Raw genomic sequence first — 24,493 nt, 5'->3', positions numbered from 1 at the left:
CATCACTTACTCCACCTCGGCGCCGTGACCGAGGTCCAGCGGCTTGCGTTGAATCAACTCGATGACCGCCATCACTCCGATGGCCACCGCGCACAAAAAGGCCGGCAGTGGTAGCAACGCCGCCGGGTAGGCCATGACGACGGAGCGGCTGCCCATGCCCACCACTACCTGCTGCCAGGCGCCCCAGGCCAACATGGCGCTGGCGCTGATCACCAGCAGCCGGATCACGGCCGTCAACAGGCCAAAGGCCACCGGGCGCTTTGCCAACAGGCCCGCCAGACTGGTAAAAGCCATGTGCTCACCGGCGGGGTAGGCCGCTGCGGCACCGATAAAAACCATCCAGACAAACAGCAGGCGCGACAGCTCTTCGCTGGCCGCCACACCGCTGCCAAAGCCGTAGCGCAGCACCACGTTGATGAACACCGCCACGGCCATCACGCCGAGGCAACTGGCCATCAGCAGCTGGGAGATCCTGGCGAACCGGCTGAGCGACGGCTGCAGTTGCGCGTGTTGTGCAGGGGAATTCATGCAGACTCCTGGGCGGCGATCCAGGCCGAAGCCTGTTGCTGCAGCGTGGCCAGATTCAGTAGCGCATCGAGCCGCAACACGCCCGCCTCGCCCACCGGTGACTCCAGCGTGGCGAACTGGCTTTCCACCAGCGCGCTGGAAAAAAAATGGGTGCCCGCGCGCGCTGCTACACGCTGGCCGGCGCTGGCACGGTCGATTTCCAGAAAGACAAACAGCAGTCCCGGACAGGCGTTGCGCAGCCGGTTCCGGTATACCTTCTTGAGCGCAGAGCAGGTCAACACCGCACCGTGCGGGTGCGCCTGCAGCAATTGTCCTAACGTGGCCAGCCAGCCCTCGCGGTCTTCGTCGGTCAGGGCAATGCCCTGGCGCATCTTTTCGCGGCTGACCGGGCTGTGGTGGTCGTCCCCTTCTATCAGGGGCAGGCCCTGGGCCTGCGCCAGGGCAGAACCCAGGCTGGACTTGCCACACCCGGCCACACCCATGACCACCAGATAAACCGTTGACGGTAAAACACTCATGTTGGTAGCGCTATCCAAGCGATCCGTAAAAAAGGCATCCGCTCCCGGATGCCGCACAAACTGTGGCAAGTTCTTCAACTTCATCCAAAATAGCGGGCATCGCCTTGCTCCATCGCTTGGACAGCGCTATCCTAACCAGATCAATCTCAACCCCCATGAGGGTTAACCCTTGAACAAACCCGAGACAAGACGCCGCTCCAGCGGCCGCATCACGCTGAACGACGTGGCCAAGGCCGCCGAGGTGAGTCCCATCACCGCGTCCCGTGCCCTGCGCGGCGAGCGCGGCGTGGCGCAAGAACTGGTGCAGCGTGTGAAAGACGCCGCCGCACAACTGGGCTACGTGCCCGACCCCGCCGCCCGCGCACTGGCCTCGCAGCGCAGTGTGCAGGTGCCGGTGCTGGTACCGCTGCTGTCCAACGCACTGTTTGTAGACGTGCTGGAGGCCGTGCACCGCACCCTCTTCCCGCACGGCTACCAAGCCCTGATTGGCGTGACGCACTACGACCCGCAGGAAGAAGAGCAGCTGCTGCGCACCTACCTGGCCCACCGCCCGGCGGGCCTGCTTGTCACGGGCTTTGACCGCACCGAGGCCGCCCGCCACATGATTGCCACCAGCGGCGTGCCCTGCGTGCACTTGATGGAAATGACGCCCGCACCCGGCGTGTTCTGCGTGGGCTTTTCGCAGCAGGACGCAGGCCATGCGATGACAACCCACCTGCTGTCGCGCGGCCACAAGAACATCGCATTCGTTGCCGCCCAGCTGGACCCACGCACCATGCAGCGCGCCGAAGGCTACCGCCGTTGCCTGCGCGAGGCGGGGATGTACGACCCACGGCTGGAGCTGCTCAGCCCTCAGCCTTCATCCATCCGCCTGGGCGCAGAGCTGCTGGAAGAGGTGCTGCGCACCCGCCCTGGCGTGGACGCCGTGTTCTTCTGCAACGACGACCTCGCGCAGGGTGGTCTGCTGGCCGCCCAGCGTCTGGGTCTGGACGTGCCTGGCCGCGTGGCCATCGCCGGCTTTAACGATCTGGCAGGCAGCGACCAGATGCTGCCGCCGCTAACCACCGTACGCACCCCGCGCTCGGCCATCGGCGAGGCCAGTGCGCAGATGCTGCTGACGCTGATGCGGGGCGAGATGCCGGAGAAAAATTCAGTGAATCTGGGGTTTGAGCTGACGGTGCGGGCAAGTACCTGACCGCGCAACACGGCGCGCACCCAACATACCCGCACCGCCCCGCCGTTCTCCCAGGGGTTCTCTGCGCACATCGAGCGGTCAGTGTGCGCTGCGGATCAGGATGGGCTGCCAGGCGTACAACGCGGCAGTAGCCGTGGCTATTGCGAGTCTTTGCAGCGCCGCAGACTGCCCGAAACCGCAGGTGCATACATAACGCGGTATTTTTCTCAAGATCCCCAGGCCTGACGGCTGCGCCGCTGTAGCCCTTGCGCGGGCAACGCCTCCCCGTCGGCCACGCACAGGGCGTGCATGGCACGCGCCACAGCCGTCAAGAGCGCAGCCCCCTGCACTCCACCTCTGAGCATGCACGCCACACGCGCTGTGGGCGGTATGACACGCCGCCAGTCATCCAAGCCACGACCTCAGCAAAGCCCCCTAGCCCAACATCCGCCCTGCGGTCTCTCTGCGGTGTATAAAACCAGTCCATTTAAGACAATCTATTTACTTATAAAAAGAATCCAAATCTTCAAAAAACAAAGTCAACCTCGAAGAAAAACTCTCTTGATTACGACAAACAAAGGGTAAACACTTAGACAAGATTAAACGACAACTGTTTGACACATGTAGTCCATCCCACTACGATATGCAAATACATTGTCTTAAATACCTTTCACTGACTGCTGTCGCAGGAAGGTATGCCTCGAATTACCCAGGAGTGAACCATGCGCAATCTGAATGGAAAGACCGTGATCGTGACCGGCGGCGGCGGCGGCATTGGTGGGGCTACCAGCCGCCGCTTCGCCGAAGAAGGCGCCCGGGTGGCCGTGTTCGACATGAACCTGGAGGCTGCGCAGAAAGTGGTGGAGGGCATTCGGGCTGCAGGGGGCGTAGCCCAGGCCTTCCAGTGCGATATCACGCAGCGCACCCAGGTAGACACCGCCGTGGCAGCGGCCGAAGCTGCCCTGGGACCCATCGATGTGCTGGTCAACAACGCCGGCTGGGATGTGTTCAAGCCTTTCACCAAGACCGTGCCTGCCGAGTGGGACAAGCTCATTGCCATCAACCTGACGGGCGCCCTGCACATGCTGCACGCCGTGCTGCCCGGCATGGCAGAGCGCAAGACCGGCCGCATCGTCAACATCGCGTCCGATGCGGCGCGCGGTGGTTCGTCCGGCGAGGCGGTGTACTCCGCGTGCAAGGGAGGGCTGGTGGCCTTGTCCAAGACGCTGGCCCGGGAGCACGCCCGCCAGAACATCACCGTCAACGTGGTCTGCCCCGGCCCCACCGACACCGCACTGCTGGCCGGTGTGGCTGAAGGCGCCCGCGACCCCGCCAAGCTGCTGGAAGCGTTTCGCAGCGCGATCCCCCTGGGCCGCCTGGGCCAGCCCGATGACCTGGCCAGCGCCATTGCCTTCTTTGGCAGCGATGACGCGGGCTTCATCACCGGCCAGGTCATCAGCGTGTCGGGCGGCCTGACCATGCACGGTTGATCCCCGGATACCTCCTTACCTTTACCGAGAGAACACCATGAATTTCGAAGACATCCTGTACGAAGTGCGCAACGGCGTGGCTTGGATCACCATCAACCGGCCCGACAAGATGAACGCCTTTCGCGGTCAGACCTGCGACGAAATCATCAAGGCGCTGAACAAGGCCGGCTATGACCGTGATGTGGGTGCCATCGTGCTGGCCGGCGCTGGCGATCGCGCTTTCTGCACTGGCGGCGACCAATCGGCCCACAGCGGCAACTACGACGGCCGCGGCACCATTGGGCTGCCTATGGAAGAGCTGCACACCGCCATCCGCGACGTGCCCAAGCCCGTGATCGCCCGCGTGCAAGGTTTTGCGATCGGCGGCGGCAACGTGCTGGCCACCATCTGTGACCTGACCATCTGCTCCGACAAGGCCCAGTTCGGCCAGGTTGGTCCCAAGATGGGCTCAGTGGACCCCGGCTACGGCACGGCCTTCCTGGCCCGCGTGGTCGGTGAAAAGAAGGCCCGTGAAATCTGGTACCTGAACCGCCGCTACAGCGGTGCAGAGGCGGTGGCCATGGGCCTGGCCAACTTCTGCTTCCCGCACGACCAGTTGGACGCCGAGGTGCAGAAGATCGGTGAAGAACTGTGCGAGCGCAGCCCCACCGCCCTGGCCATTGCCAAGCGCAGCTTCAACGCCGACACCGCCCACCAGGCCGGTATTGCAGGCCTGGGCATGTACGCGCTCAAGCTTTACTACGACACCGAAGAGTCGCGCGAAGGCGTGAACGCTTTGAAAGAGAAGCGCAAGCCCGAATTCCGCAAGTACGTGAAGTAAGCAACCGCCGGAGAAGAACGATGAACCCGAACCCGTACATCAACGAAGACCTGCAGGCACTGGCTGAAACGGTGCGCCGCTTTGCGCAGGAGAAGGTCGCGCCTGGCTTTTTGGAGCGCGATAGGACCCGGGTGCTGGACCGCGCCCTGCTGCGTGAAATGGGCTCGCTAGGGTTCATCGTGCCGGAGTTGCCCGAGCAGTTCGGCGGACTGGGCATGGGGTGTCTGGCTGCGGGCGTGATCCACGAAGAGATTGCCCGCGCTGACCTGAGCTTCTCGTACCTGAATCTGCTGGCATCGCTCAACGCGCAGATCCTGTCCAAGTATGGCAACCCTGACGTGGTCGGCCCCTGGCTGCAGAAACTCATTCAAGGCGAAGCGATCTGCGCCATCGCCCTGACCGAGCCGCGTGGTGGCTCCGACGCCGCCAACCTGCGCCTGAAGATCGACCGCGATGGCGACCATTACGTCATCGACGGTGAAAAGACCTCCATCTCGGCCGCCGACCAGGCCGACATCACCGTGGTGTTTGGTCGCACCGGCACACCCGAGCAGGCCGCGCATGGGGTGACCGCCGTGCTGGTGCCCATGGATACACCTGGCATCACCACTAACCGCTTTGACTGCCATGGCCAACGCGCCATTGGCCGCGGCTCGATCTTTTTCGAGAACGTGCGCGTGCCCATCAGCCACCGCCTGGGCGACGAGAACAAGGGCTTCGTGCAGGTAATGCACGGCTTTGACTTCTCGCGCTCGCTCATCGGTCTGCAATGCCTGGCCGTGGCGCGCGTGGCGCTGGAGGAAACCTGGGAATACATCACCCAGCGCCAGGCCTTCGGCCAGCCGCTGTCGGCGTTCCAGGGCGTGACGCATCCGCTGGCGCAGTACGACACCGAGGTCGAAGGCGCTCGCCTGCTGTGCCTGCAGGGCCTGTGGCTCAAGGACAAGGGCCTGCCGCACACCGCAGAAGCAGGCATGGCCAAGTGGTGGGGCCCCAAGCTGGCCTACGACGTGATCCACCAATGCCTGCTGTGCTTTGGCCACGGCGGCTACGACCGCGGACTGATGGAGCAGCGCCTGCGCGACGTGCTGGGCTTCCAGATCGGCGACGGCACGGCGCAGATCATGAAAACCATCATCGCCCGCGACCGAGCCGGCCGCAAGTTTGTGCCTGCCTGAGCGCCCCCCCCAAGTCACCACAGCTCACCGCAGGCCACGGATCACCCACAACAACACCAGGAGACAAGACCATGGAATTTGACGCTGTACTGCTCCCCCCGCGCCGCACGCAGCGGGTGGCCGAAGGCCACTGGCGTGACCGCACCATCAACGATGCGCTGGACGCCTGCGTGGCCACCTGCCCCGACAAACTGGCGCTGACCGCGCTGCAAGTGGAAACGGGAGCCACCACCCGCTTTACCTACCGCGAGTTGGCACGCATGGCTGATCGCATTGCCGTGGGCCTATCGCGCCTGGGCGTGGGCCGGGGCGACGTCGTGGCGTGCCAGTTGCCCAATTGGTGGCAGTTCACGCTGACCTACCTGGCCTGCTCGCGCATCGGTGCCGTAATGAACCCGCTGATGCACATCTTTCGCGAGCGCGAACTCTCGTTCATGCTGCAACATGGCGAGGCCAAGGTGGTGATTGCGCCCCAAACCTTTCGGGGCTTTGATTTTGAGCAAATGATCACCGACCTGCAGCCCGCCCTGCCGCACCTCAAGCATGTGGTGGTGGTCGGTGGCAGTGGTGCCAACAGCTTTGACGCCCTGCTCAGCGGTCCCGAATGGGAACAGCAGCCCGATGCGCAAGCCATCCTGACCGCCCACCGCCCCGGCCCCGACGAAGTCACCCAGCTCATCTACACGTCGGGCACCACGGGCGAGCCCAAGGGCGTTATGCACTCGGCCAACACCGTGATGGCCAACATCATCCCGTACGCCAAGCGCTTGCACCTGGGTGCCGACGACGTGGTGTTGATGGCCTCGCCCATGGCACACCAGACGGGCTTCATGTACGGTCTGATCATGCCCATCCTCCTACAGGCCAGTGCCGTGCTACAGGACGTGTGGGAGCCCACCAAGGCCATCGCACTGATCAATGCAGAGAAGGCCAGCTTCACCATGGCCTCCACGCCGTTTCTCACCGATCTGGCGCGTACGGTGGCCGACAGCGGCGTAGCCGTACCCAGCCTGCGCACCTTCTTGTGCGCTGGAGCGCCCATCCCCGGTCCGCTGGTGGAACAGGCGCGCAAGGCGCTGGGCGCCAAGATCGTGTCGGCCTGGGGCATGACCGAGAACGGCGCTGTCACGCTCACCCGTCCGGAGGACGACGATGAACGCTCTTTCAACACCGATGGCTGCCCACTGCCTGGCGTGGAGATCAAGGTGGTGGATGTGGACGGCAACGCCTTGCCGCCAGGCGAGCCCGGCAAGCTGCTGCTGCGCTCATGCTCCAACTTTGGCGGCTACCTGCACCGCGCGCATCTGAACGCCACCGACGCCGACGACTGGTTCGACACCGGTGACCTGGCCCGCATCGACGAGCGCGGCTACCTGCGCATCACCGGCCGCAGCAAGGACGTGATCATCCGCGGCGGCGAGAACATTCCGGTGGTCGAAGTCGAGTCGCTGCTCTATCGCCACCCCGCCATCGCCATGGCGGCCATCGTGGCCTACCCTGACGAGCGCCTGGGCGAGCGGGCCTGCGCCGTGGTGGTGCCCAAGCCCGGGCAGACCATCGACCTGCCAGGCCTGGTGCAGTTCCTCAAGGACCAAAAGATTGCCGTGCAGTACATCCCCGAGCGCCTGATCGTGCGAGACGTGATGCCAGCCACACCGTCCGGAAAGATCCAGAAGTTCAAGCTGCGCGAAATGCTGCGCGAACAGGTTGCCTGAAGGTTGCCACCGTTTTCCCGTCGATCACTACACAACAAACCAGCAGGAGACAACGACATGCTTACACGCCAACCTTCCCCCATCCGCAGACGCCTCAGCCAGTCTGCCGCCCTGGCACTCTGTGTCCTGGGCGCCATCGGCACGGCGCATGCGCAGGCCTGGCCCACCAAGCCGGTCAAGATCGTGGTCGGCTTTGCCCCAGGCGGCACCACCGATGTGATGGCACGCGTCATGGCCCAGTCGCTCACCGAAGCGCTGGGCCAGCCCGTTGTGGTGGACAACAAACCTGGCGCCAGCGGCAACGTGGCAGCGGCCGAAGTGATTCGCGCACCTGCAGACGGCCACACCTTCCTGATTGCGCCTACTTCGTTCGAAACGGCCAACCCTTTCCTCTTCAAGCAGAGCATTGCCCCGGCCAAGGACCTCACGCCCATCGCGGGCGTGGGCCGCAGCCAGATGTACCTGGTGGTCAAGCCCCAGTCCACCTTCAAGGACGCCAGGGAGTTTGTGGCCTATGCCCGCGCCAACCCGGGCAAACTGTCGTACTCCTCCGCAGGCCCCGGCACGCCACCGCACCTGGCGGGCGAGCTGTTCAAGAAGGTCACCGGTGTATTTGCAACGCACATCCCTTACCGGGGCGCAGCGCCTGCATTGCAGGATGTGATGGCCAACCAGGCGGACTATGTCTTTGACCCAGGCATTGCGTTCCCGCATGTCCGCGCAGGCAAGGTGCGCATGCTGGCCGTGGCGGGCGCCAAGCGGTCGTCGTTCTTCCCGGATGTGCCCACGCTGGCAGAGCTGGGCTTCAAGGGCGCCGAGCTGGACATCTGGTTTGGCATGTGGGCGCCCAATGGCACACCTGCAGACATCACGGCGCGCATGGCCCGTGAAATCGCCAAGGTGCTCGCCCTGCCCAGCACCAAGAGCCGCTATGAATCGCTGGGCGCAGAGCCCGTGGGCCTGGACAACGCCGAGTTTCGCGCACTGCTGACCGAAGAGACCAAGCTGCTGTCCGGCCTGATCCAGGAAGCCAAGATCAACATCGACTGACCAGCCCTACCAAGCCCAGATCCAGCATGAATGAAGCACTGATCCTGACGGAAACCCGCGGCCGGGTGGGCATGATCACCCTCCACCGGCCCGCGCAGCTCAACGCGCTCAACGACGCCCTGATGGACCAGCTGGGCGCTGCGCTGCAGGCCTTCGATGCGGACGATGGCGTGGGTGCCATCGTCATCGCCGGCAGCGCCCGGGCGTTTGCGGCCGGGGCCGATATTGCGGCCATGGCCGACTGGTCGTTCATGGACGTGTACCGGGGCGGCTTCATCACCCGCAACTGGGAGACCATTCGCCAGGTGCGCAAGCCGGTGCTGGCTGCCGTTGCAGGCTATGCGATGGGTGGCGGCTGTGAGTTGGCCTTGGCCTGCGACATCACCATGGCAGCCGAATCGGCCCGGTTCGCGCTGCCCGAGATCAAGCTCGCCATGCTGCCCGGTGCCGGCGGCACGCAGCGCCTGCCGCGTGCCATCGGCAAGGCCAAGGCGATGGACATGTGCCTGTCGGCCCGCATGCTCGACGCGCAAGAGGCCGACCGCTACGGTTTGGTCTCACGCGTCGTACCCGACGCCGAACTGCTGGACCGCACGCTGGCCCTGGCCACCCAGATTGCCGGCTTCTCGCTGCCCGCGCTTATGGCCATCAAGGCATCGGTCAACCGCGCCTGGGAAAGCCCGCTGACCGAAGGCATCCTGTTCGAGCGCCATGCGCTGTACGAGCGCTTTGCCAGTGCAGATGCCCATGAAGGCATGCATGCGTTTCTCGGCAAACGCGAACCGGCATTCGAACACCGCTGAGCAGAAGAAGCCGGTCGCCTCCGACCGGTGTCCGGCATCCACCCGGCTGCAGTCTGCTCAGCCCTCGGTGTCCCCGCCAGTGTCCAGCCGCTGCATGTTGTCCAGCAGCTTGAGCAGGTAGTGCAGCGTGTGGGTGATGTCACCCACCGAGAACTCATCCAGCGCCTGTTCATAGTACGCATCGATCTTGGGCCGGGCCTTGACCAGCCACACCATGCGCCCTGACTCGGTCATCTTGATCAGACGGGAGCGGCGGTCCTTTTCATCGATCTCCATGCAGATATGGCCATCGCGCTCCAGCCGCCCGATCACGCCCGCAAGGTTCTGGCGGCTGACCAACAGGTAGCGCGCCAGCTCGTTCACACCCATGCCCTGCTGCGCATCCTCACGCGACAGGGCACCAAGTACTGCCCATTGCTGCGTGGTCAGCCCTTCGCTCTCCACCGCCCGCGAACCGGTTTTATGCAACAAGTTAGCGCATTGATACAGCCTGAAAAACAACCGATTGGCCAGCTCCATGCGGGCAATCTGGGCTTTGGAATCTGGAGAATGCATGCGTTGGGCTCTCGGAGTTTTGCAGACGATGGCAACAGGACAATCAAGACAACACATTGTCGCACCGTCATCCAGCCTCTGCATGCCATGGCCCGCTCAACAACCTCCTTGCCTGTGCACCACCCCACCCAGTCACAGCGATCGCAGCAAGGCCTCTGGCAGCTGGTGCCGCCAGCGCCAGCTCTCATCTCAGGTCGGTGCTGCCAGCGCCCGGCCGCCGGAGGTTGCCTTCATTTCCTTGCGCAACGCCACCGCGTCCCGCGCCTGGCTGGGCGCCGACGCATCGATGCGGAACACCTGCACCGTCTCGGTCATCGTCTGCGCCTGCCCGTTGAGCTGCATCGCCGAGGCGGCGTTTTCCTCCACCAGCGCGGCGTTCTGCTGCGTGATGGTGTCCAGTTGCGCCACGGCGGCGTTGACCTGAGAGATGCCGCTGAGCTGCTCGTTGGACGCGCTGTGAATTTCACCGATCAGCGTGTTCACGCGGCGCACCAGCTCCAGCGATTCGGTCATAGTCTTCTGCGCTGCGTCGGTCTTTGCGTGGCCTTCGCTCACCTTGGTGGCCGAGTCGTCAATGAGCTGCCGGATTTCCTTGGCGGCCGAGAGCGTGCGGTGCGACAGGCTGCGCACCTCGGAGGCCACCACCGCAAACCCGCGCCCCTGCTCACCCGCACGCGCGGCCTCCACGGCGGCGTTGAGCGCGAGGATATTGGTCTGAAACGCAATGGAGTCGATGAGCTGGGTGATCTCGCTGATGCGGCCGGAGGCAGTCTGGATCTGCTTCATGGTGCTGGCAACGCCGTCCACGGCCTCGCTGCTGCGCTCAGCTACCTGGGTGGCCTGGGTGGCCAGCACGGTGGCCTGGCGGGCCGATTCGGCCGTCTGCTTGACGGTGCCAGTGATTTCCTCCATCGACGCCGCCGTCTGCTCCAGGTTGCTGGCCTGGGCTTCGGTGCGTTCTGACAGGTCCTGGTTGCCCTGCGCGATCTCGCGGGTGGAAAGCTGCATGTGTTCGCTCTCCTGGCGCGCATCGCGCACGATGGACAACAGGTTCACATTGAGCTGGGCCAGCGCCTTTTGCAGTTGACCCACGGTGTCGCTGCGCGACGCCGCAATCTTCTGGGTAAGGTCGCCTGCGGCCATGCGGTTGGCCCAGCGCAGCATCTGCGACAACGGCGCCACGGTGGCCCGGTGCAGGTACACCGCCATGCCCAGGGCCAGCAGCACCACGCCCAGCCAGGCTGCGCCCGCCGCGACGGTCATGGTGTGCCCGCCCAGCAGCGCAGCCCCCCACGACGCGAACACCAGCAGCAGCGTGCACAGCATGATCTTGCCGAGCGGCCCGAGCTGCACTGCGCGGGCCATGCGCCCCCAGAGCGTGTTCTTGACGATCTGCCCCTCGCGCAGCACGTGCACCAGGGTTCCAGCCTGTTTTTCGGCCTGCATCTGGCGGTAGAGCTGGTCGGCGGCCTGTATCTGATCGCGGGTGGCCTCGGTGCGCACGGACATGTAGCCCGTGGGCTGGTCGCCCTGCATGAGCGGGGTGACGTTGGCCATCACCCAGTAGAACGTGCCGTCCTTGCGCCGGTTCTTGACCGGGGCCGACCACGGGTTGCCGCTGGCAATGGTCTCCCACATGTCGCGGTAGGCCTCCTCGGGCATGTCGGGGTGTCTGACGATGTTGTGGGGCTGGCCCAGCAGCTCTTCCTTCTCGTACCCGCTGACCTCGATGAACATCGGGTTGCAGTACAGGATGCGGCCCTTGAGATCGGTGGTGGACACCAGGGTCTGGCCTTTGGGGAACGCATATTCCTGCGTGCTGATCGGGAGATTGACGCGCATGGGGACCCTCCTCAGGGAATGCCTCGTCACCTCAGAACCGGGCAACACGGCAACGGATGAACCGAATACATCCTATGTTGAATTTTTATGATTTGAAACACCTAAGTGGCTCTGCTGGTTTGCAGCCACCAAATTGGTGCATCGCGCCAAAAAAGTGCATCACACCGGAGCACGCTGCACTAACTTGGACTGGCAGGCAATTTTAACTTCAAATTTGATAGCAAAAAACTCTCGATACGCAAGTGCCAGCCGCCGTTTTTACTCAAACCAAGTGCCACCAGAACTTGGCACATCCTTTGCATGTTCAGCACCACGGTCAACGCTGGCCGTGTGTCAGCCCGGTGCAACGGCGGATTGGGCGAACAAGACGTTGGCGTCTTCATGGGATGTGTGGGGCTTGCAAACAAACCAGCAAGCCCGAGCGGCCCGTGTTGGCGCCTTTTTGTTTTTCTGCCCGGTTGTGGGTGTGCTTGCAGCAGCACAGCAGCCTCTTTGCGCTAGATCGCCATGCTTCAATTTCGAGAGTTTCTCAAGTCCGGCCACGCCCCAACGCTGTGGTCGTCCTTTCTGTATTTCGGTTTCTCGTGCGCAGTCTGGGTGATCAACGGTGCCATGGCACCGTTCATCCGCGATGCCTTCCAGCTCACGCCGACGCAGATGGGCATGATGCTGTCCATTCCCATCTTTGCGGGCGCCCTCATGCGGTTTCCGCTGGGCATCCTGGCGCAGTACATCGGTCGCAAGAACGCCACGCTGGTCGAGATGGCGGGGATCTTTGTGGCCATGGGCTACGGCTACCTGTTCGTGCATTCGTACAACGACCTGCTCGCCATGGGCATCCTGCTGGGCGTGGCGGGCGCCAGCTTTGGGGTGGCCCTGTCACTGGGCTCGGGCTCGTTCCCGCCGCGCTACAAAGGCCTGGCCATGGGTATCGTGGGCGCCGGCAACGTGGGCACTGCAGTGGCAGCCCTGCTCGCGCCCATGCTGGCGCAGAAGTTTGGCTGGCAGGCCGTGTATGGCTTTGCTGCCGTGAGTGTGGCGATACCCGCGCTGGTGATGGCGGTGTATGCCAAGGAGCCGCCCGACCTGGCACCCCACGCCAGCTTCCGTGAGCACATCGCCTGCCTGTTTGAAAAAGACGGCTGGGCCTTCAGCCTGATCTACGCCGTGACTTTTGGCGGCTTCATTGGCCTGACCACCTTCTTGCCCAGCTACTTTTATGACCAGTTCGGCGTGAGCAAGGTGGCGGCCGGCCAGCTCACGATGATGGCGGCGTTCCTGGGCGCGGCCCTGCGCGTGTTTGGTGGCTGGCTGTCGGACCACTGGGGCGGTGTGAACACCCTGACCGGCGTGCTGGCCATCACCGCCGCCAGCATGGTGCTGTGTGGCCTGGCCGAAAAATCACTGCCCGTGACCATGCTGCTGTTCCTGGTGTGTTTTGCGGCCCTGGGGGCGGGCAACGGCGCCCTGTTCCAGCTGGTGCCGCTGCGCTGGCCATTGGCCACGGCGGTGGCAGGCTCGATGATCGGCGAGATCGGCGCGCTGGGCGGCGGCCTCATCCCCAATGGCATGGGCATCTCGCGCCAGTACACCGGCACCTACCTCTGGGGCTTTGTGGGCATTGCGGTGTGCGCGCTGGCCATGCTGGTGCTACTGCGGGTGATGCAGATCCGCTGGACGCGCACGTGGGCGGAGAAGGGTGGACGTGCGCGCAGTGCGTGAACGGCGCAGCCGTGAGCGCGTCAGCGCTCACCCCACTTCCAGCCAAAGGACAGTCGCTCAACGGGCGTCGTGCATGCAGTGCCCGACGCCCGCGTTCCCCCGTCCCTGCACTGGTCTTTGACCAAAAAAATCCCCAGCGCTTATCTCATAAGCACCACAAGCTATCCTTTCAATAGCAAATCACCACCTACTCTTATCGCGGCAAAAACAGCAGCCAATAAATCAACAGCACATTCACCAGCACGCTCACGGCCAGAGCGATCTTCCACAGGGCCGTGGCATCGCGCTGCATCAGCGGCTGGGACCCGGTCGCCGACAGGGGGCGTGAGGCGCCGCGCTCCAGGGCCAGCAGCAGTTCCTCGGCAGTTTCAAAACGCTGGGCGCGGTTGCGGGCCACGGCCTTCAGGGCAATCTGGTCGAGCCAGATCGGCACGCCCGGGTTGTGGCGGCTGGGGGGCACCGGGTCGCGGTGGTAGCGGCCCAGCTGGTACTGCACCACCTCGCCATAGGGCAGGCGCCCGTGGCTGAGCAGCTGGTACAGCGTGACCCCCAGCGCAAACAGGTCGCTGCCCGCATCGGGCAGCTGGCCGGAGGGGTCGCCGCCCTTTTCATAGCCCGGCCACTGCTCGGGGTTCATGTAGCTGGGGGTTCCGGCGTGCAGGCGGCGGGTGGCCTCGGGCTCGCGGCCTGAGAGGGCCACGCCCAGGTCCAGCACACGCAGCACCCCGTCGTCCCCCAGGTGCAGGTTGTCGGGCTTGATGTCGCGGTGCACCACGCCCTGGCGGTGCAGCCAGCCCAGCACGCGCGCGGCCTGCACGGTCACCGTCACAGCCTGCCCCACGGCCAGGTGCTGGCGATGGCGCAGGCGCTGCCCCAGCGTGTCGCCGGAATGCCAGTCGTACAGCAGGTAAAACGCGCTGGCTGCGGCGCCATCGCCAAAGCCGCCGTCCCCCACCGGCCAGTCGTTGAGCCGCGCCAGATGGGCGGCGGCCTGACCCGACTGCATGCGCCGCGCCACCCAGGCCTCGTGCGCCAGCGTAGCGCGTTCTTCGGCGTCGTGGGCGCGCGCGGGCAGCAGGGTCTTGAGGGCATACAGCCGCTGCGTGGCCCCGTCGCGCACCTGGTACAGCCGGTGGATGCCGTTGTCGGCCACGATGGCTGTCACCGTAAGGCCGTCCACGGTGTCGCCCACCTTGAGCAGGGGCAGCACGGGCAGGTCCTGGGCGCGGCGCGATTCGTCTTGCAGCGTGGCCTCCAGCGCGCCCTGCACCCGCACCACCAGCGCGGTCACGTTGTCGCTGCTGCCACGGCGCAGGGCAACCTGCACCAGCTCGTCGGTGAGCGCCTGGGCCGGTATCTCCTGGCGCAGCAGCTGGCGCAGTTCGCGCTCGGGCACGCTGCCGTGCACGCCGTCCGACAGCAGCACAAACAGGTCGCCGCTGCGCAGCTCGCCCTGGCTGTAGTCCACCACCACGTGGTCGTCCAGGCCCATGGCGCGGGTGAGCTGGTGCCTGAGATCGTGCTGCGCCATGACATGGTCGGTGGTCAGCTGCTGCAGGCGGCCCTCGCGCACCAGGTAGGCGCGCGTGTCTCCCACATGGGCCAGCGTGTAGGACTGGCCACACAGCACCAGCGCGGTCAGCGTGGTCAATCCCACCGCAGGCTGGCGGCGCCGGTTCATGGAGGCGAGCCAGCCGTTGTGGGCGGACAGGATGCGGTCCAGCGCCACCGTGGTGTCCCAGGTGTCGGGCGTGGCGAAATAGTCGTTCACCAGTGTGTTCACTGAAGTCTGGGCGGCCTCGCGGCCATTGCCGCCGGTACTCACGCCGTCGGCGATGGCCGCGATGGCTCCGCGCTCACGGTCGCGCCCCTGGCCCAGCACGAGCGCGGCGAAGTCTTCGTTCAGCTCCTTGCGCCCAGCCTGCGAGGTGTGGCCGAAATCCAGTTCAAAAGTCATGCACCAGCTCCTTGCAGGTTCCGTGCCCAAGGTGGTGCGCCCCGCGCCAGACAAGGGCATACCCCCGTGGCACCTGCGCAGAGCCGGGGCAGCACTGCACCCCCCCCCACACGCGGGTCTCAAAACACCCCCAGAAGCCGCCCCACCTCAGTGCAAATCGACTGGCACAAGCATTGCTTAACTCCAGCAACGACCCCACAGGGTCACGCAATCCACCCGTGCAATGGCGCAGGGGTGGATTGCCCGGACGAAGGCGTCCGCACATGCGGTTTCGACAGGAATTCGAAACGGCATCGTGTGGACGCCTTTTTTGTTTTTCGAATCGCCCAGGCGATAGAACCGACGGAGTCACGATGAAAAAGCTCAAGCTGGTGATGGTAGGAAACGGCATGGCCGGTGTGCGCACGCTGGAAGAGCTGCTCAAGATTGCCCCGGATCTTTACGACATCACGGTGTTTGGGGCCGAGCCCCACCCCAACTACAACCGCATCCTGCTCTCGCCCGTGCTGGCCGGCGAGCAGACCATCGACGAGATCATTCTGAACGATTGGTCGTGGTATGCCGACAATCACATCACGCTGCACACCGGCTTCACCGTGACCGACGTGGACCGCGTGCGCCGCGTGGTCAGCGCCACCAGCAAGGATGGCACGGTGGTCACCGCCGAATACGACCGACTGATCCTCGCCACAGGCTCCAACCCCTTCATCCTGCCCATCCCCGGCAAAGACTTGCAGGGCGTGCTGGCCTACCGCGACATTGCCGACACACAGGCCATGATCGACGCGGCAGCCACCTACAAACACGCCGTGGTCATCGGCGGCGGCCTGCTGGGCCTGGAGGCCGCCAACGGCCTGATGAAGCGCGGCATGCAAGTGAGCGTGGTGCATGTGGGCGACTGGCTGATGGAACGGCAGCTGGACGATGTGGCCGGGAAGATGCTGCAAAAGTCGCTGCAGGAGCGCGGCATGCAGTTCTTGATGAAAGCACAAACACAAGAGCTGGTGGGCAACGCCGAAGGCCGCGTGGCCAGCGTGAAGTTCAAGGACGGCACCGAGGTGCCTGCCGACCTGGTGGTGATGGCCGTGGGCATCCGCCCCAACACTGCCCTGGCCGAAAAGATGCGCCTGCACGTGAACCGCGGCATTGTGGTCAGCGACACGCTGCAGACCACCACCGACGCCCGCATCTATGCCGTGGGCGAATGCGCCGCGCACCGGGGCATTGCCTATGGCTTGGTGGCCCCGCTGTTCGAGCAGGGCAAGGTGCTGGCCAACCATTTGGCCGAATTCGGCATCGGCCGCTACCAGGGCTCGCTCACGTCCACCAAGCTCAAGGTGACGGGCATCGACCTGTTCTCGGCCGGAGACTTTCAAGGAGGAGACGACACCGAGGAGATCGTGATGAGCGACCCCTTCGGTGGCGTGTACAAAAAGCTCGTCATCAAAGACGACAAGCTCGTGGGCGCCTGCCTGTATGGCGACACGGTGGACGGTAGCTGGTACTTCAAGCTGCTGCGCGACGGCCGCAGCGTGAGCGACATCCGCGACAAGCTGATGTTTGGCGAATCGCACCTGGGCGACACCGGCCACCAGGGCCAGAGCAAGGCTGCCGCCATGCAGGACAGCGACGAGGTCTGCGGCTGCAACGGCGTGACCAAGGGCGCCATCTGCAAGGCCATCAAGGACAAAGGCCTGTTCACACTGGATGAAGTGCGCAAGCACACGAAGGCCAGCGCCTCGTGTGGCTCGTGCACCGGGCTGGTGGAGCAGATCATCATGTTCACCGCCGGTGGCGACTACAGCGCCACGCCCAAGACCAAGGCCATGTGCGGCTGCACCGACCACGGCCACCAGGCCGTGCGTGACGTGATCCGCGGCAGCAAGCTGGTCAGCATTGCCGAGGTGTTCAAGTTCATGGAATGGAAGACGCCCAACGGCTGCGCCACCTGCCGCCCGGCGGTCAATTACTACCTCATCAGCACCTGGCCGAAAGAAGCCAAGGACGACCCGCAAAGCCGCTTCATCAACGAACGCAGCCACGCCAACATCCAGAAAGACGGCACCTACAGCGTGATCCCCCGCATGTGGGGCGGCGAGACCACGGCCGATGAGTTGCGCCGCATTGCCGATGCGGTGGACAAGTACAAGATCCCCACCGTCAAGGTCACGGGCGGCCAGCGTATTGATCTGCTGGGCGTGAAGAAGGAAGACCTGGTCAACGTCTGGAAGGACATCGGCATGCCCAGCGGCCACGCCTACGCCAAGGCCCTGCGCACCGTGAAGACCTGCGTGGGCAGCGAGTGGTGCCGCATGGGCACACAAGACAGCACCCAGATGGGCAAGGATCTGGAGCGCGCCATGTGGCGCATGTATGCGCCGCACAAGGTGAAGTTTGCGGTGAGCGGCTGCCCCCGCAACTGCGCCGAGGCGGGCATCAAGGACGTGGGCATCATCGGCGTGGACAGCGGCTGGGAGATGTACGTGGCGGGCAACGGCGGCATCAAGACCGAGGTGGCGCACTTCTTCACCAAGCTCAAAACCGCCGAGGAAGTGCTGGAGTACACCGGCGCCTTCTGCGAGCTGTACCGCCAGGAAGGCTGGTACCTGGAGCGCACCGTGCACTACGTGAACCGTGTGGGCCTGGACTACGTGAAGAAGCGCATTTTGGAAGACCACGAAGGCCGCAAGGCGCTGTGGGAGCAGCTGCAGTTTGCGCTGGACGGCGAGCCCGATCCCTGGTTCGACTTTGACAAGGCGGCCGTGGACACACGCCAGTTCGCGCCCTTGAGCGCCTGATCGCCCAAGTCCGGAGAGACCCCACCATGCACCGCAGAACCCTTTTGACCGCCGCCAGCTGCGCCGCTGCGTGCAGCGCCCTCGCCCCGCTGGGCAGCGCCCACGCCCAGGTCACCGACCTCAACGACGCCATCAACAAGGCCGGGCGCCAGCGCATGCTGAGCCAGCGTGTGGGCAAGGCCTGGCTGGCCCTGGCCCACAAGGCCGACACGCCCACGGCACGCCAGGTGATGGAGCAGTCCATCGCGCTGTTCGAGCGCCAGCTGGTGGAACTCAAGGCCTATGCGCCCTCGCCCACCATCCGCGAAACGTACACCAAGCTGGAAACCGCCTGGGCCGCTCACAAGACCACGCTGGCCGCTGCGACATCGTCCACCGACAACGCCAGCGCCATGCTGCAGGCCGATGCCAAGGTGCTGGCCCTGGCCCATCTGGGCACCACGCAGTACGAGGCGGCCTCGGGCAAGCCCGTGGGCCACCTGGTGAACATTGCAGGCCGCCAGCGCATGCTGAGCCAGCGCATGGCCAAGTTCTACCTGGCCGCCATGCTGCCAGTGGACGCGTCCACCGCCACCACCGAAATCGCCAAGGCCCGCAGTGAATTCATCGCAGCCACCGAGCTGCTGCGCAATGCCCCCCAGGCCACCAACCGCATCCGCCAGGAACTGCAGCTGGCCGACGGCCAGTGGGTGTTTTTTGACGCTGCGCTGCAGCGCATGCAGGGTGGGGGCAACGTGAACCGCCAAGTGGCCGAGGTGTACGTGGCCAGCGAAAACCTGCTCTCCAGCATGGACCGCGTGACCGGCATGTATGCGGCGCTGGCCGCCTGAGCCCACCCGAGGCTTCCTCAAAAAATAACGAGCCGCCCCACGATGACCCTGGCAGGCTCCCCGACAACATCCAAAAACACCGAAGGAACCACGATGACCACAACCCCCACCCCGCAATGGAAGCTGATCTGCCGCGTGGACGACATCCCCGTGCTGGGCTCGCGCCGTGTGGCGCGCCCACAGGGTCTGGATGTGGCCGTGTTCCGCAACGACGCCGGAGGCGTGTTCGCACTGCTCGACCGCTGCCCTCACAAGGGCGGCCCGCTGTCGCAGGGCATTGTGTTTGGCACGCAGGTGGCGTGCCCGCTGCACAACTGGACGATTGGGTTGTGCGATGGGCAGGCATCGGCTCCCGACGAAGGCTGCACGCCCAAGTTCGCCGTGAAGGTGGAAGATGGCGCGGTGTATCTGGATGCCCTGGAGCTGGACGAGCATGCGGTCGATTTGACGCGCCCCGTAGCAGGGCCGGCGCGGCGCGGCCTGGCGGCCTGATCACCCCGCAACGCCCATCGAACACCAAAGCTATTAAATACATAGCTATCAGCGCTTTTCCATTAAGCGCTAGAGCCCAAAAACATCTGGAATCCACGCCATGCAAGAAACGAAATCCACCTGCCCCTACTGTGGCGTAGGCTGCGGCGTGATCATCGAATCCGATGGCGCGCAGATCACCGGCGTGCGCGGCGACCCCTCCCACCCCGCCAACTTTGGCCGCCTGTGCACCAAGGGCTCGACCCTGCACCTCACGGCCAGCAGCCCCATCACGCTGCAGACCCGCTTGCTACAGCCCCTGCACCGCGCGCAACGCAGCGATGCTCCCCAGCCCCTGCCATGGGACGCCGCGCTGAACCTGGCCACCGAAAAATTCGCAAACACCATCCAGAACCACGGCCCCGATGCCGTGGGCTTTTACGTGAGCGGCCAATTGCTCACCGAGGACTACTACGTCTTCAACAAGCTGGCCAAGGGCCTGATCGGCACCAACAACATCGACACCAACTCGCGCCTGTGCATGAGCAGCGCCGTGGCGGGCTACAAGCAGACCCTGGGCGCCGACGCGCCCCCCGCCTGCTACGACGACGTGAAACACGCACAGTGCCTGTTCATCGTGGGCAGCAACGCGGCCTGGGCACACCCCATCTTGTTCCGCCGCATCGAAGACGCGCGCGCCAGCAACCCCGGCATGAAGGTCATCGTGGCCGACCCGCGCCGCACCGACACGGCCGGCATGGCCGACCTGTTCCTGCCCATCCAGCCCGGCAGCGACGTGATGCTGTTCAACGGCATGCTGCACCTGATGCTGTGGGAGGGTTGGACGGACGCCGAATACATCGCTGCGCACACCACGGGCTTTGACGAGCTCAAGGCCCTGGTGCGCGACTACACACCCGAACGCGTGGCGCAGACCTGCGGTATCAGCGTGGCCGACCTGACCACCGCCGCCAAGTGGTTTGCGCAGTCCAAAGCCACGCTCAGCCTGTACTGCCAGGGCCTGAACCAGAGCAGCAGCGGCACGGCCAAGAACGCAGCGCTCATCAACCTGCACCTTGCCACCGCACAGATCGGCAAGCCCGGCGCGGGCCCGTTCAGCCTGACCGGCCAGCCCAACGCCATGGGCGGGCGCGAAGTGGGTGGCCTGGCCAATCTGCTCAGCGCCCACCGCGACCTGGCCAACCCGCAGCACCGCGCCGAGGTGGCCGCACTGTGGGGCGTGGCCGACGTGCCCAGCAAGCCGGGCAAGACGGCCGTGGAGATGTTCCAGGCCGCCGCCGACGGCGAGATCAAGGCCCTGTGGATTGCCTGCACCAACCCCGCGCAAAGCATGCCAGACCAGGCCACCGTGCGCCGCGCATTGCAGCGCGCCGAGTTTGTGGTGGTGCAAGAAGCCTTTGCCAGCGCCGCCACCTGTGCCTATGCCGACCTGCTGCTGCCCGCCACCACCTGGGGTGAAAAGACCGGCACGGTGACCAACAGCGAGCGCCGCATCTCGCGCGTGCGCACTGCCGTGCCCGCACCCGGCCTGGCGCGCCACGACTGGGCCATTGCGGTGCAGTTTGCGCACCAGCTGGAGGCGCGCCTACGCCCCGGCCAGCCCACGCTGTTCCCCTACACCACTGACGACGCCGACCAGGGCGCCGAAACTGTGTGGAATGAGCACCGCGAGAGCACCCGCGGACGCGACCTGGACATCACCGGTCTGTCGTGGGAGACGCTCGAATCTGCAGGCCCCCAACAGTGGCCATTGCCTGAGGGATCCACCACGGGCAAGGCCCGCCTGTACGAAGACGGCGTGTTCCCCACCCCCGATGGCCGCGCCCGTTTTGCCGCGCACGCCTGGCAACCCACGGCCGAGCAGCGCGAGTCGCGTTACCCCTTCAGCCTGACCACCGGCCGCCTGCGCGACCAGTGGCACGGCATGACGCGCACCGGCACACTGGGCCGCCTGTTCGGCCATGTAGCCGAGCCCAGCGTGCAGCTCCACCCACAGGACATGGAACGGCGCGGCCTGAAGAACGGCGACCTGGTCTATGTGACGAGCAAGCGCGGCACCATCGTGGTGCCCGCGCAGGCCGATACCACGGTGGGCCTGTCACAGGCCTTCATGGCCATGCACTGGGGCAGCGAATTTTTGAGCGGGTGTTCCTCCACCGGCGAGCGGCTGGCAGGTGTGAACGCGCTCACCACCTCGGCCTATTGCCCCACGTCCAAGCAACCCGAACTCAAGCACGCGGCCGTGAAGGTGCTCAAGGCCGAGCTGCCCTGGACGCTGCTGGCCATGGCCTGGCTGCCCGCCGACAGCGCCCAGGCCACGCGCGAGGTGCTGTCCGCGCTGATGGCGCAGTTTCCGTTTGCGAGCTGCGTGCCCTTCAGCAACAACACACCGCTGGGCGAACCCGGCCGTGAGCGCGTGGGCGTGCTGCTGCGCGCCGCCGCGCACGAGGCACCGCCCGACGCCACCGTGGAGCGCATCGAATCCCTGATGGGCCTGACTGGCGCCGACACGCTGCGCTATGCCGACAAGAAACGCGGCCAGCGCCGCGCCGCGCGGCTGGCACGCCATGGGGACACCACCACGCTCGAAGGCATAGTGCTCGCAGGCGACACCAGCGCCGAGGGCTGGCTCAAGACCCTGCTGCAGGAAGAATTGCCCGCGCAGACCTATGGCCGCCTGCTGCTCGTGCCCGGCGCCAAAGCACCCGTGGCCGTGCAGTCGCGTGGAAAATCGGTGTGCACCTGCTTCAACGTGACGGACACCGCCATCACCGCCGAGCTGGCGCACTGCCACGGAACCGACGACGACCGGCTGGCGCAACTACAGGGCAAGCTGCGCTGCGGCACCAACTGCGGCTCGTGCCTGCCCGAACTCAAGCGCATGGTGCGCGCCACGGGGCCACTGGCGTCCAAGCCCCTGGCGCAGGCCACCATATAACCAAAAGTTCTCTGGGTTGCGAGAAAATAGCCTTCAAACCAACAATCCCCACCAGGACTTGTGCAACAGGGCTGCAGCCAGGCGCTTTCGGCACAGACAGTACGCCTGTACGGCAAGCCGAAACAACGACGCTGAAGCCCTGTTTCACAAGTCCCGCCACCAAAGACCATGGCCATCGCCCAGTACATCAAGGAAATCGGCCGCGGCGCGCGCGGCGCCAAGCCACTGTCGCGCGAGCAGGCCACCGACCTGTTCGGCCAGGTGCTGGACGGGCAGGTGAGCGACCTGGAGATCGGCGCGTTCTGCCTGGCCATGCGCATCAAGGGGGAGACGTCCGAAGAGATGTGCGGCTTTCTGGATGCCACGCACCAGCGCCTGGCCCTGCTGCCCGCCACCGACCGCCCGCTCATCGTGCTGCCCAGCTACAACGGCGCGCGCAAGCTGCCGGTGCTGACGCCGCTGCTGGCGCTGCTGCTGGCGCGCGAGGGGCTGCCCGTGCTGCTGCACGGCATGCGCACCGAGGCGCGGCGCATTTTGGCATCCGATGTGCTTCTAGCGCTTGATGTACCTTCGCTAACAGCTCCTGAAAAAATAGCAAACGGCACCGTGCGCCATATCCACACCCAACACCTGCACGCAGGCCTGGCGCGCCTGCTCTCTGTGCGCGAGGTGGTGGGCTTGCGCAACCCGGGGCACAGCGTGGTCAAGCTGATGAGCCCGTGCGCGGGGCCGTCGGTGGTGGTCACTGCGTACACACACCCTGAATATTTCGAGATGCTGCAGACCACCTTTCGCACACTGGGCGTGAGTGCGCTGCTCTCGCGTGGGCTGGAGGGCGAGGTCGCTACTGATCCGCGCCGCACACCGCGATACGACGGTTTTGTGCACGGCATGCACGCGGTGCTGGAATCACAGCAGCCCGGGACCGCCAGCGAGGTGCCCGGCTTACCCACCGAGATCGACGTGGCCACAACGGCCAGTTACACCCGCTGCGTGCTGGCGGGCGAGTTGCCGATTCCGCCTGCGATTGAGCGCCAGGTGGAACATATCTTGCGACTTGCGGAACAAACCAATTCGGAGACATCCCCATGAGCCGCCCCACGCACACCAACACCCTGCCCCCTTCCAAGCCCCACCTCGGAACGGGAGGCAGCTGCACGCTGGTGGGCGCTGGCCCCGGCGATCCGGAACTGCTCACCATCAAGGCGCTCAAGGCCATCCAGGCCGCCACCGTGCTGCTGGTGGATGACCTGGTGAGCGACGCCATCGTGGCGCACGCGTCGCCCACGGCCCGCATCGTCTACGTGGGCAAACGTGGTGGCTGCAAGAGCACGCCCCAGGCCTTCATCGAGAAGCTGATGCTGATGGCGGTGAACGAGGGTGAGAACGTGGTGCGCCTTAAAGGCGGCGACCCGTTCATCTTTGGCCGGGGTGGAGAAGAAGTGGAGCACCTGCGCGCGGCAGGCGTGCCGGTCACCGTCATCAACGGCATCACGGCGGGCCTGGCGGGCCTGACCTCGCTGGGCGCGCCGCTCACCCACCGCGAGCATGCCCACGGCGTGGTGTTCGTCACCGGCCACGCCAAGCCCGGCGATGCGGGCACCGACTGGCGCCAACTGGCCGCCACGGCCCGCGACGCCAAGCTCACGCTGGTGATCTACATGGGTGTGAGTGGCGCCGCCACCATCGAGCAGGAGCTGCTCACCGGCCTGCCCGCCAGCACGCCCGTGGCCATCATCCAGCATGCCAGCTTGCCCCAGCAGCGCCACGCCGTGACCACGCTGGGCGCACTGCACACCACCATCACGCGCGACGGGCTCGCCAGCCCCTCGGTGATCGTTGTGGGGGATGTGGTGCGGGGTGTGGCGCTGGCGTCGCAGGACGCGATGCATTCCACGTCAGAAAAATCCGAAGCACCCCGGGCGCGGCGCGCTGTCTGACGACGTGGGGGTGCCTGCGGCTGTGCGCGGCACCGGCCGGCTCCACAGCGCCGCAGCAGGCGAGCGATCTATCCAAAGCTGATAGCATCGCCGCGCGCAGACTCTGAAGAGAGTCTTCGCCAAGCCCCGACCCTCACGGGCCG

19 protein-coding genes are annotated in these 24,493 nt (G+C 65.2%); 14 read left to right on the top strand and 5 right to left on the bottom strand.

Translation table 11 applies throughout. The features are described from left to right. Positions 1-6: 6 nt before the first annotated feature. The gene (locus C8C94_RS01150) at positions 7-528 is read right to left on the bottom strand and encodes a TRAP transporter small permease (protein ID WP_121419408.1); all 522 of its coding nucleotides are present in this window, start codon (positions 526-528) and stop codon (positions 7-9) included. Further along, positions 525-1,010, bottom strand: a complete 486-nt coding sequence (locus C8C94_RS01145; protein ID WP_121419407.1) for a gluconokinase — start codon at positions 1,008-1,010, stop codon at positions 525-527. The genes C8C94_RS01150 and C8C94_RS01145 overlap by 4 nt, the downstream gene beginning before the upstream one ends. Positions 1,011-1,215: 205 nt before the next feature. On the opposite strand from C8C94_RS01145, the gene C8C94_RS01140 reads away from it, so the two are divergent. The 7 genes from C8C94_RS01140 to C8C94_RS01110 all read left to right on the top strand — a co-directional run bounded on the left by C8C94_RS01140 (position 1,216) and on the right by C8C94_RS01110 (position 9,276). Next, complete coding sequence (locus tag C8C94_RS01140; protein WP_055400227.1) at positions 1,216-2,241, top strand: LacI family DNA-binding transcriptional regulator; 1,026 nt, start codon at positions 1,216-1,218, stop codon at positions 2,239-2,241. Between the two features lie 701 nt (positions 2,242-2,942). Beyond that, positions 2,943-3,710: a 2-hydroxycyclohexanecarboxyl-CoA dehydrogenase gene (badH, locus tag C8C94_RS01135; protein WP_121419406.1), complete on the top strand. Its 768-nt coding sequence runs from the start codon at positions 2,943-2,945 to the stop codon at positions 3,708-3,710. A gap of 37 nt (positions 3,711-3,747) precedes the next feature. Continuing rightward, on the top strand, positions 3,748-4,530 hold the full coding sequence (gene badI, locus C8C94_RS01130) for a 2-ketocyclohexanecarboxyl-CoA hydrolase (RefSeq protein WP_121419405.1): 783 nt from the start codon (positions 3,748-3,750) through the stop codon (positions 4,528-4,530). A 20-nt stretch (positions 4,531-4,550) separates the two neighbouring features. Next, positions 4,551-5,708 carry a cyclohexanecarboxyl-CoA dehydrogenase gene (aliB, locus tag C8C94_RS01125; RefSeq protein ID WP_121419404.1) on the top strand — a complete coding sequence of 386 codons (1,158 nt, stop codon included), beginning with the start codon at positions 4,551-4,553 and terminating at the stop codon, positions 5,706-5,708. Between the two features lie 71 nt (positions 5,709-5,779). Then, positions 5,780-7,423 carry a cyclohexanecarboxylate-CoA ligase gene (gene aliA, locus C8C94_RS01120; RefSeq protein ID WP_121419403.1) on the top strand — a complete coding sequence of 548 codons (1,644 nt, stop codon included), beginning with the start codon at positions 5,780-5,782 and terminating at the stop codon, positions 7,421-7,423. Positions 7,424-7,480: 57 nt separating this feature from the next. Beyond that, positions 7,481-8,473, top strand: coding sequence for a tripartite tricarboxylate transporter substrate binding protein (locus C8C94_RS01115; RefSeq protein WP_121419402.1), 993 nt, complete (start codon positions 7,481-7,483; stop codon positions 8,471-8,473). Positions 8,474-8,499: 26 nt separating this feature from the next. Continuing rightward, positions 8,500-9,276, top strand: a complete 777-nt coding sequence (locus C8C94_RS01110) for an enoyl-CoA hydratase-related protein (RefSeq protein ID WP_121419401.1) — start codon at positions 8,500-8,502, stop codon at positions 9,274-9,276. 57 nt (positions 9,277-9,333) lie between these two features. On the opposite strand, the gene C8C94_RS01105 is transcribed toward C8C94_RS01110, so the two are convergent. Beyond that, a complete protein-coding gene (locus tag C8C94_RS01105) occupies positions 9,334-9,831 on the bottom strand; it encodes a MarR family winged helix-turn-helix transcriptional regulator (RefSeq protein WP_121419400.1) in 498 nt (165 codons plus the stop codon). Positions 9,832-10,020: 189 nt separating this feature from the next. After that, a complete protein-coding gene (locus C8C94_RS01100) occupies positions 10,021-11,673 on the bottom strand; it encodes a methyl-accepting chemotaxis protein (protein ID WP_121419399.1) in 1,653 nt (550 codons plus the stop codon). A gap of 507 nt (positions 11,674-12,180) precedes the next feature. Here C8C94_RS01100 and C8C94_RS01095 point away from each other — a divergent pair. After that, positions 12,181-13,395 (top strand): nitrate/nitrite transporter, encoded by a 1,215-nt coding sequence (locus tag C8C94_RS01095; RefSeq protein WP_121419398.1) that lies wholly within the window; start codon positions 12,181-12,183, stop codon positions 13,393-13,395. A gap of 193 nt (positions 13,396-13,588) precedes the next feature. On the opposite strand, the gene C8C94_RS01090 is transcribed toward C8C94_RS01095, so the two are convergent. Continuing rightward, entirely contained in the window at positions 13,589-15,352 is a 1,764-nt protein-coding gene (locus C8C94_RS01090; protein WP_121419397.1) for a bifunctional protein-serine/threonine kinase/phosphatase, read from the bottom strand. 353 nt (positions 15,353-15,705) lie between these two features. Here C8C94_RS01090 and nirB point away from each other — a divergent pair, with 353 nt between their 5' ends. From nirB to cobA, 6 genes are all read left to right on the top strand, one after another. After that, a complete protein-coding gene (nirB, locus tag C8C94_RS01085) occupies positions 15,706-18,150 on the top strand; it encodes a nitrite reductase large subunit NirB (protein ID WP_121419396.1) in 2,445 nt (814 codons plus the stop codon). Positions 18,151-18,176: 26 nt separating this feature from the next. Then, positions 18,177-18,980 carry a type IV pili methyl-accepting chemotaxis transducer N-terminal domain-containing protein gene (locus tag C8C94_RS01080; RefSeq protein ID WP_121419395.1) on the top strand — a complete coding sequence of 268 codons (804 nt, stop codon included), beginning with the start codon at positions 18,177-18,179 and terminating at the stop codon, positions 18,978-18,980. Between the two features lie 93 nt (positions 18,981-19,073). Continuing rightward, on the top strand, positions 19,074-19,472 hold the full coding sequence (gene nirD, locus C8C94_RS01075; RefSeq protein WP_055400217.1) for a nitrite reductase small subunit NirD: 399 nt from the start codon (positions 19,074-19,076) through the stop codon (positions 19,470-19,472). A 100-nt stretch (positions 19,473-19,572) separates the two neighbouring features. Beyond that, positions 19,573-22,410, top strand: a complete 2,838-nt coding sequence (locus tag C8C94_RS01070) for a nitrate reductase (protein WP_121419394.1) — start codon at positions 19,573-19,575, stop codon at positions 22,408-22,410. Between the two features lie 168 nt (positions 22,411-22,578). Beyond that, positions 22,579-23,502, top strand: a complete 924-nt coding sequence (gene ybiB, locus C8C94_RS01065; protein WP_121419393.1) for a DNA-binding protein YbiB — start codon at positions 22,579-22,581, stop codon at positions 23,500-23,502. Continuing rightward, the gene (gene cobA / locus C8C94_RS01060) at positions 23,499-24,350 is read left to right on the top strand and encodes a uroporphyrinogen-III C-methyltransferase (RefSeq protein WP_055400212.1); all 852 of its coding nucleotides are present in this window, start codon (positions 23,499-23,501) and stop codon (positions 24,348-24,350) included. The genes ybiB and cobA overlap by 4 nt, the downstream gene beginning before the upstream one ends. Positions 24,351-24,493: the final 143 nt, after the last annotated feature.

The sequence above is a fragment of the Acidovorax sp. 94 genome (genome assembly GCF_003634645.1).
Classification (GTDB): Bacteria; Pseudomonadota; Gammaproteobacteria; order Burkholderiales; family Burkholderiaceae_C; genus Acidovorax; species Acidovorax facilis.
This window is presented reverse-complemented; position numbering and strand designations above follow the sequence as displayed.

What these genes read in the sequence shown, in the direction of transcription:
- C8C94_RS01095 (WP_121419398.1), top strand. Translation starts at nt 12,181, where the DNA reads ATGCTTCAATTTCGAGAGTTTCTCAAGTCCGGCCACGCCCCAACGCTG.
- badI (WP_121419405.1), top strand. Translation starts at nt 3,748, where the DNA reads ATGAATTTCGAAGACATCCTGTACGAAGTGCGCAACGGCGTGGCTTGG.
- aliB (WP_121419404.1), top strand. Translation starts at nt 4,551, where the DNA reads ATGAACCCGAACCCGTACATCAACGAAGACCTGCAGGCACTGGCTGAA.
- C8C94_RS01100 (WP_121419399.1), bottom strand. Translation starts at nt 11,673, where the DNA reads ATGCGCGTCAATCTCCCGATCAGCACGCAGGAATATGCGTTCCCCAAA.
- nirD (WP_055400217.1), top strand. Translation starts at nt 19,074, where the DNA reads ATGACCACAACCCCCACCCCGCAATGGAAGCTGATCTGCCGCGTGGAC.
- aliA (WP_121419403.1), top strand. Translation starts at nt 5,780, where the DNA reads ATGGAATTTGACGCTGTACTGCTCCCCCCGCGCCGCACGCAGCGGGTG.
- C8C94_RS01115 (WP_121419402.1), top strand. Translation starts at nt 7,481, where the DNA reads ATGCTTACACGCCAACCTTCCCCCATCCGCAGACGCCTCAGCCAGTCT.
- C8C94_RS01070 (WP_121419394.1), top strand. Translation starts at nt 19,573, where the DNA reads ATGCAAGAAACGAAATCCACCTGCCCCTACTGTGGCGTAGGCTGCGGC.
- nirB (WP_121419396.1), top strand. Translation starts at nt 15,706, where the DNA reads ATGAAAAAGCTCAAGCTGGTGATGGTAGGAAACGGCATGGCCGGTGTG.
- cobA (WP_055400212.1), top strand. Translation starts at nt 23,499, where the DNA reads ATGAGCCGCCCCACGCACACCAACACCCTGCCCCCTTCCAAGCCCCAC.
- ybiB (WP_121419393.1), top strand. Translation starts at nt 22,579, where the DNA reads ATGGCCATCGCCCAGTACATCAAGGAAATCGGCCGCGGCGCGCGCGGC.
- C8C94_RS01080 (WP_121419395.1), top strand. Translation starts at nt 18,177, where the DNA reads ATGCACCGCAGAACCCTTTTGACCGCCGCCAGCTGCGCCGCTGCGTGC.
- C8C94_RS01105 (WP_121419400.1), bottom strand. Translation starts at nt 9,831, where the DNA reads ATGCATTCTCCAGATTCCAAAGCCCAGATTGCCCGCATGGAGCTGGCC.
- C8C94_RS01150 (WP_121419408.1), bottom strand. Translation starts at nt 528, where the DNA reads ATGAATTCCCCTGCACAACACGCGCAACTGCAGCCGTCGCTCAGCCGG.
- C8C94_RS01145 (WP_121419407.1), bottom strand. Translation starts at nt 1,010, where the DNA reads ATGGGTGTGGCCGGGTGTGGCAAGTCCAGCCTGGGTTCTGCCCTGGCG.
- badH (WP_121419406.1), top strand. Translation starts at nt 2,943, where the DNA reads ATGCGCAATCTGAATGGAAAGACCGTGATCGTGACCGGCGGCGGCGGC.
- C8C94_RS01090 (WP_121419397.1), bottom strand. Translation starts at nt 15,352, where the DNA reads ATGACTTTTGAACTGGATTTCGGCCACACCTCGCAGGCTGGGCGCAAG.
- C8C94_RS01110 (WP_121419401.1), top strand. Translation starts at nt 8,500, where the DNA reads ATGAATGAAGCACTGATCCTGACGGAAACCCGCGGCCGGGTGGGCATG.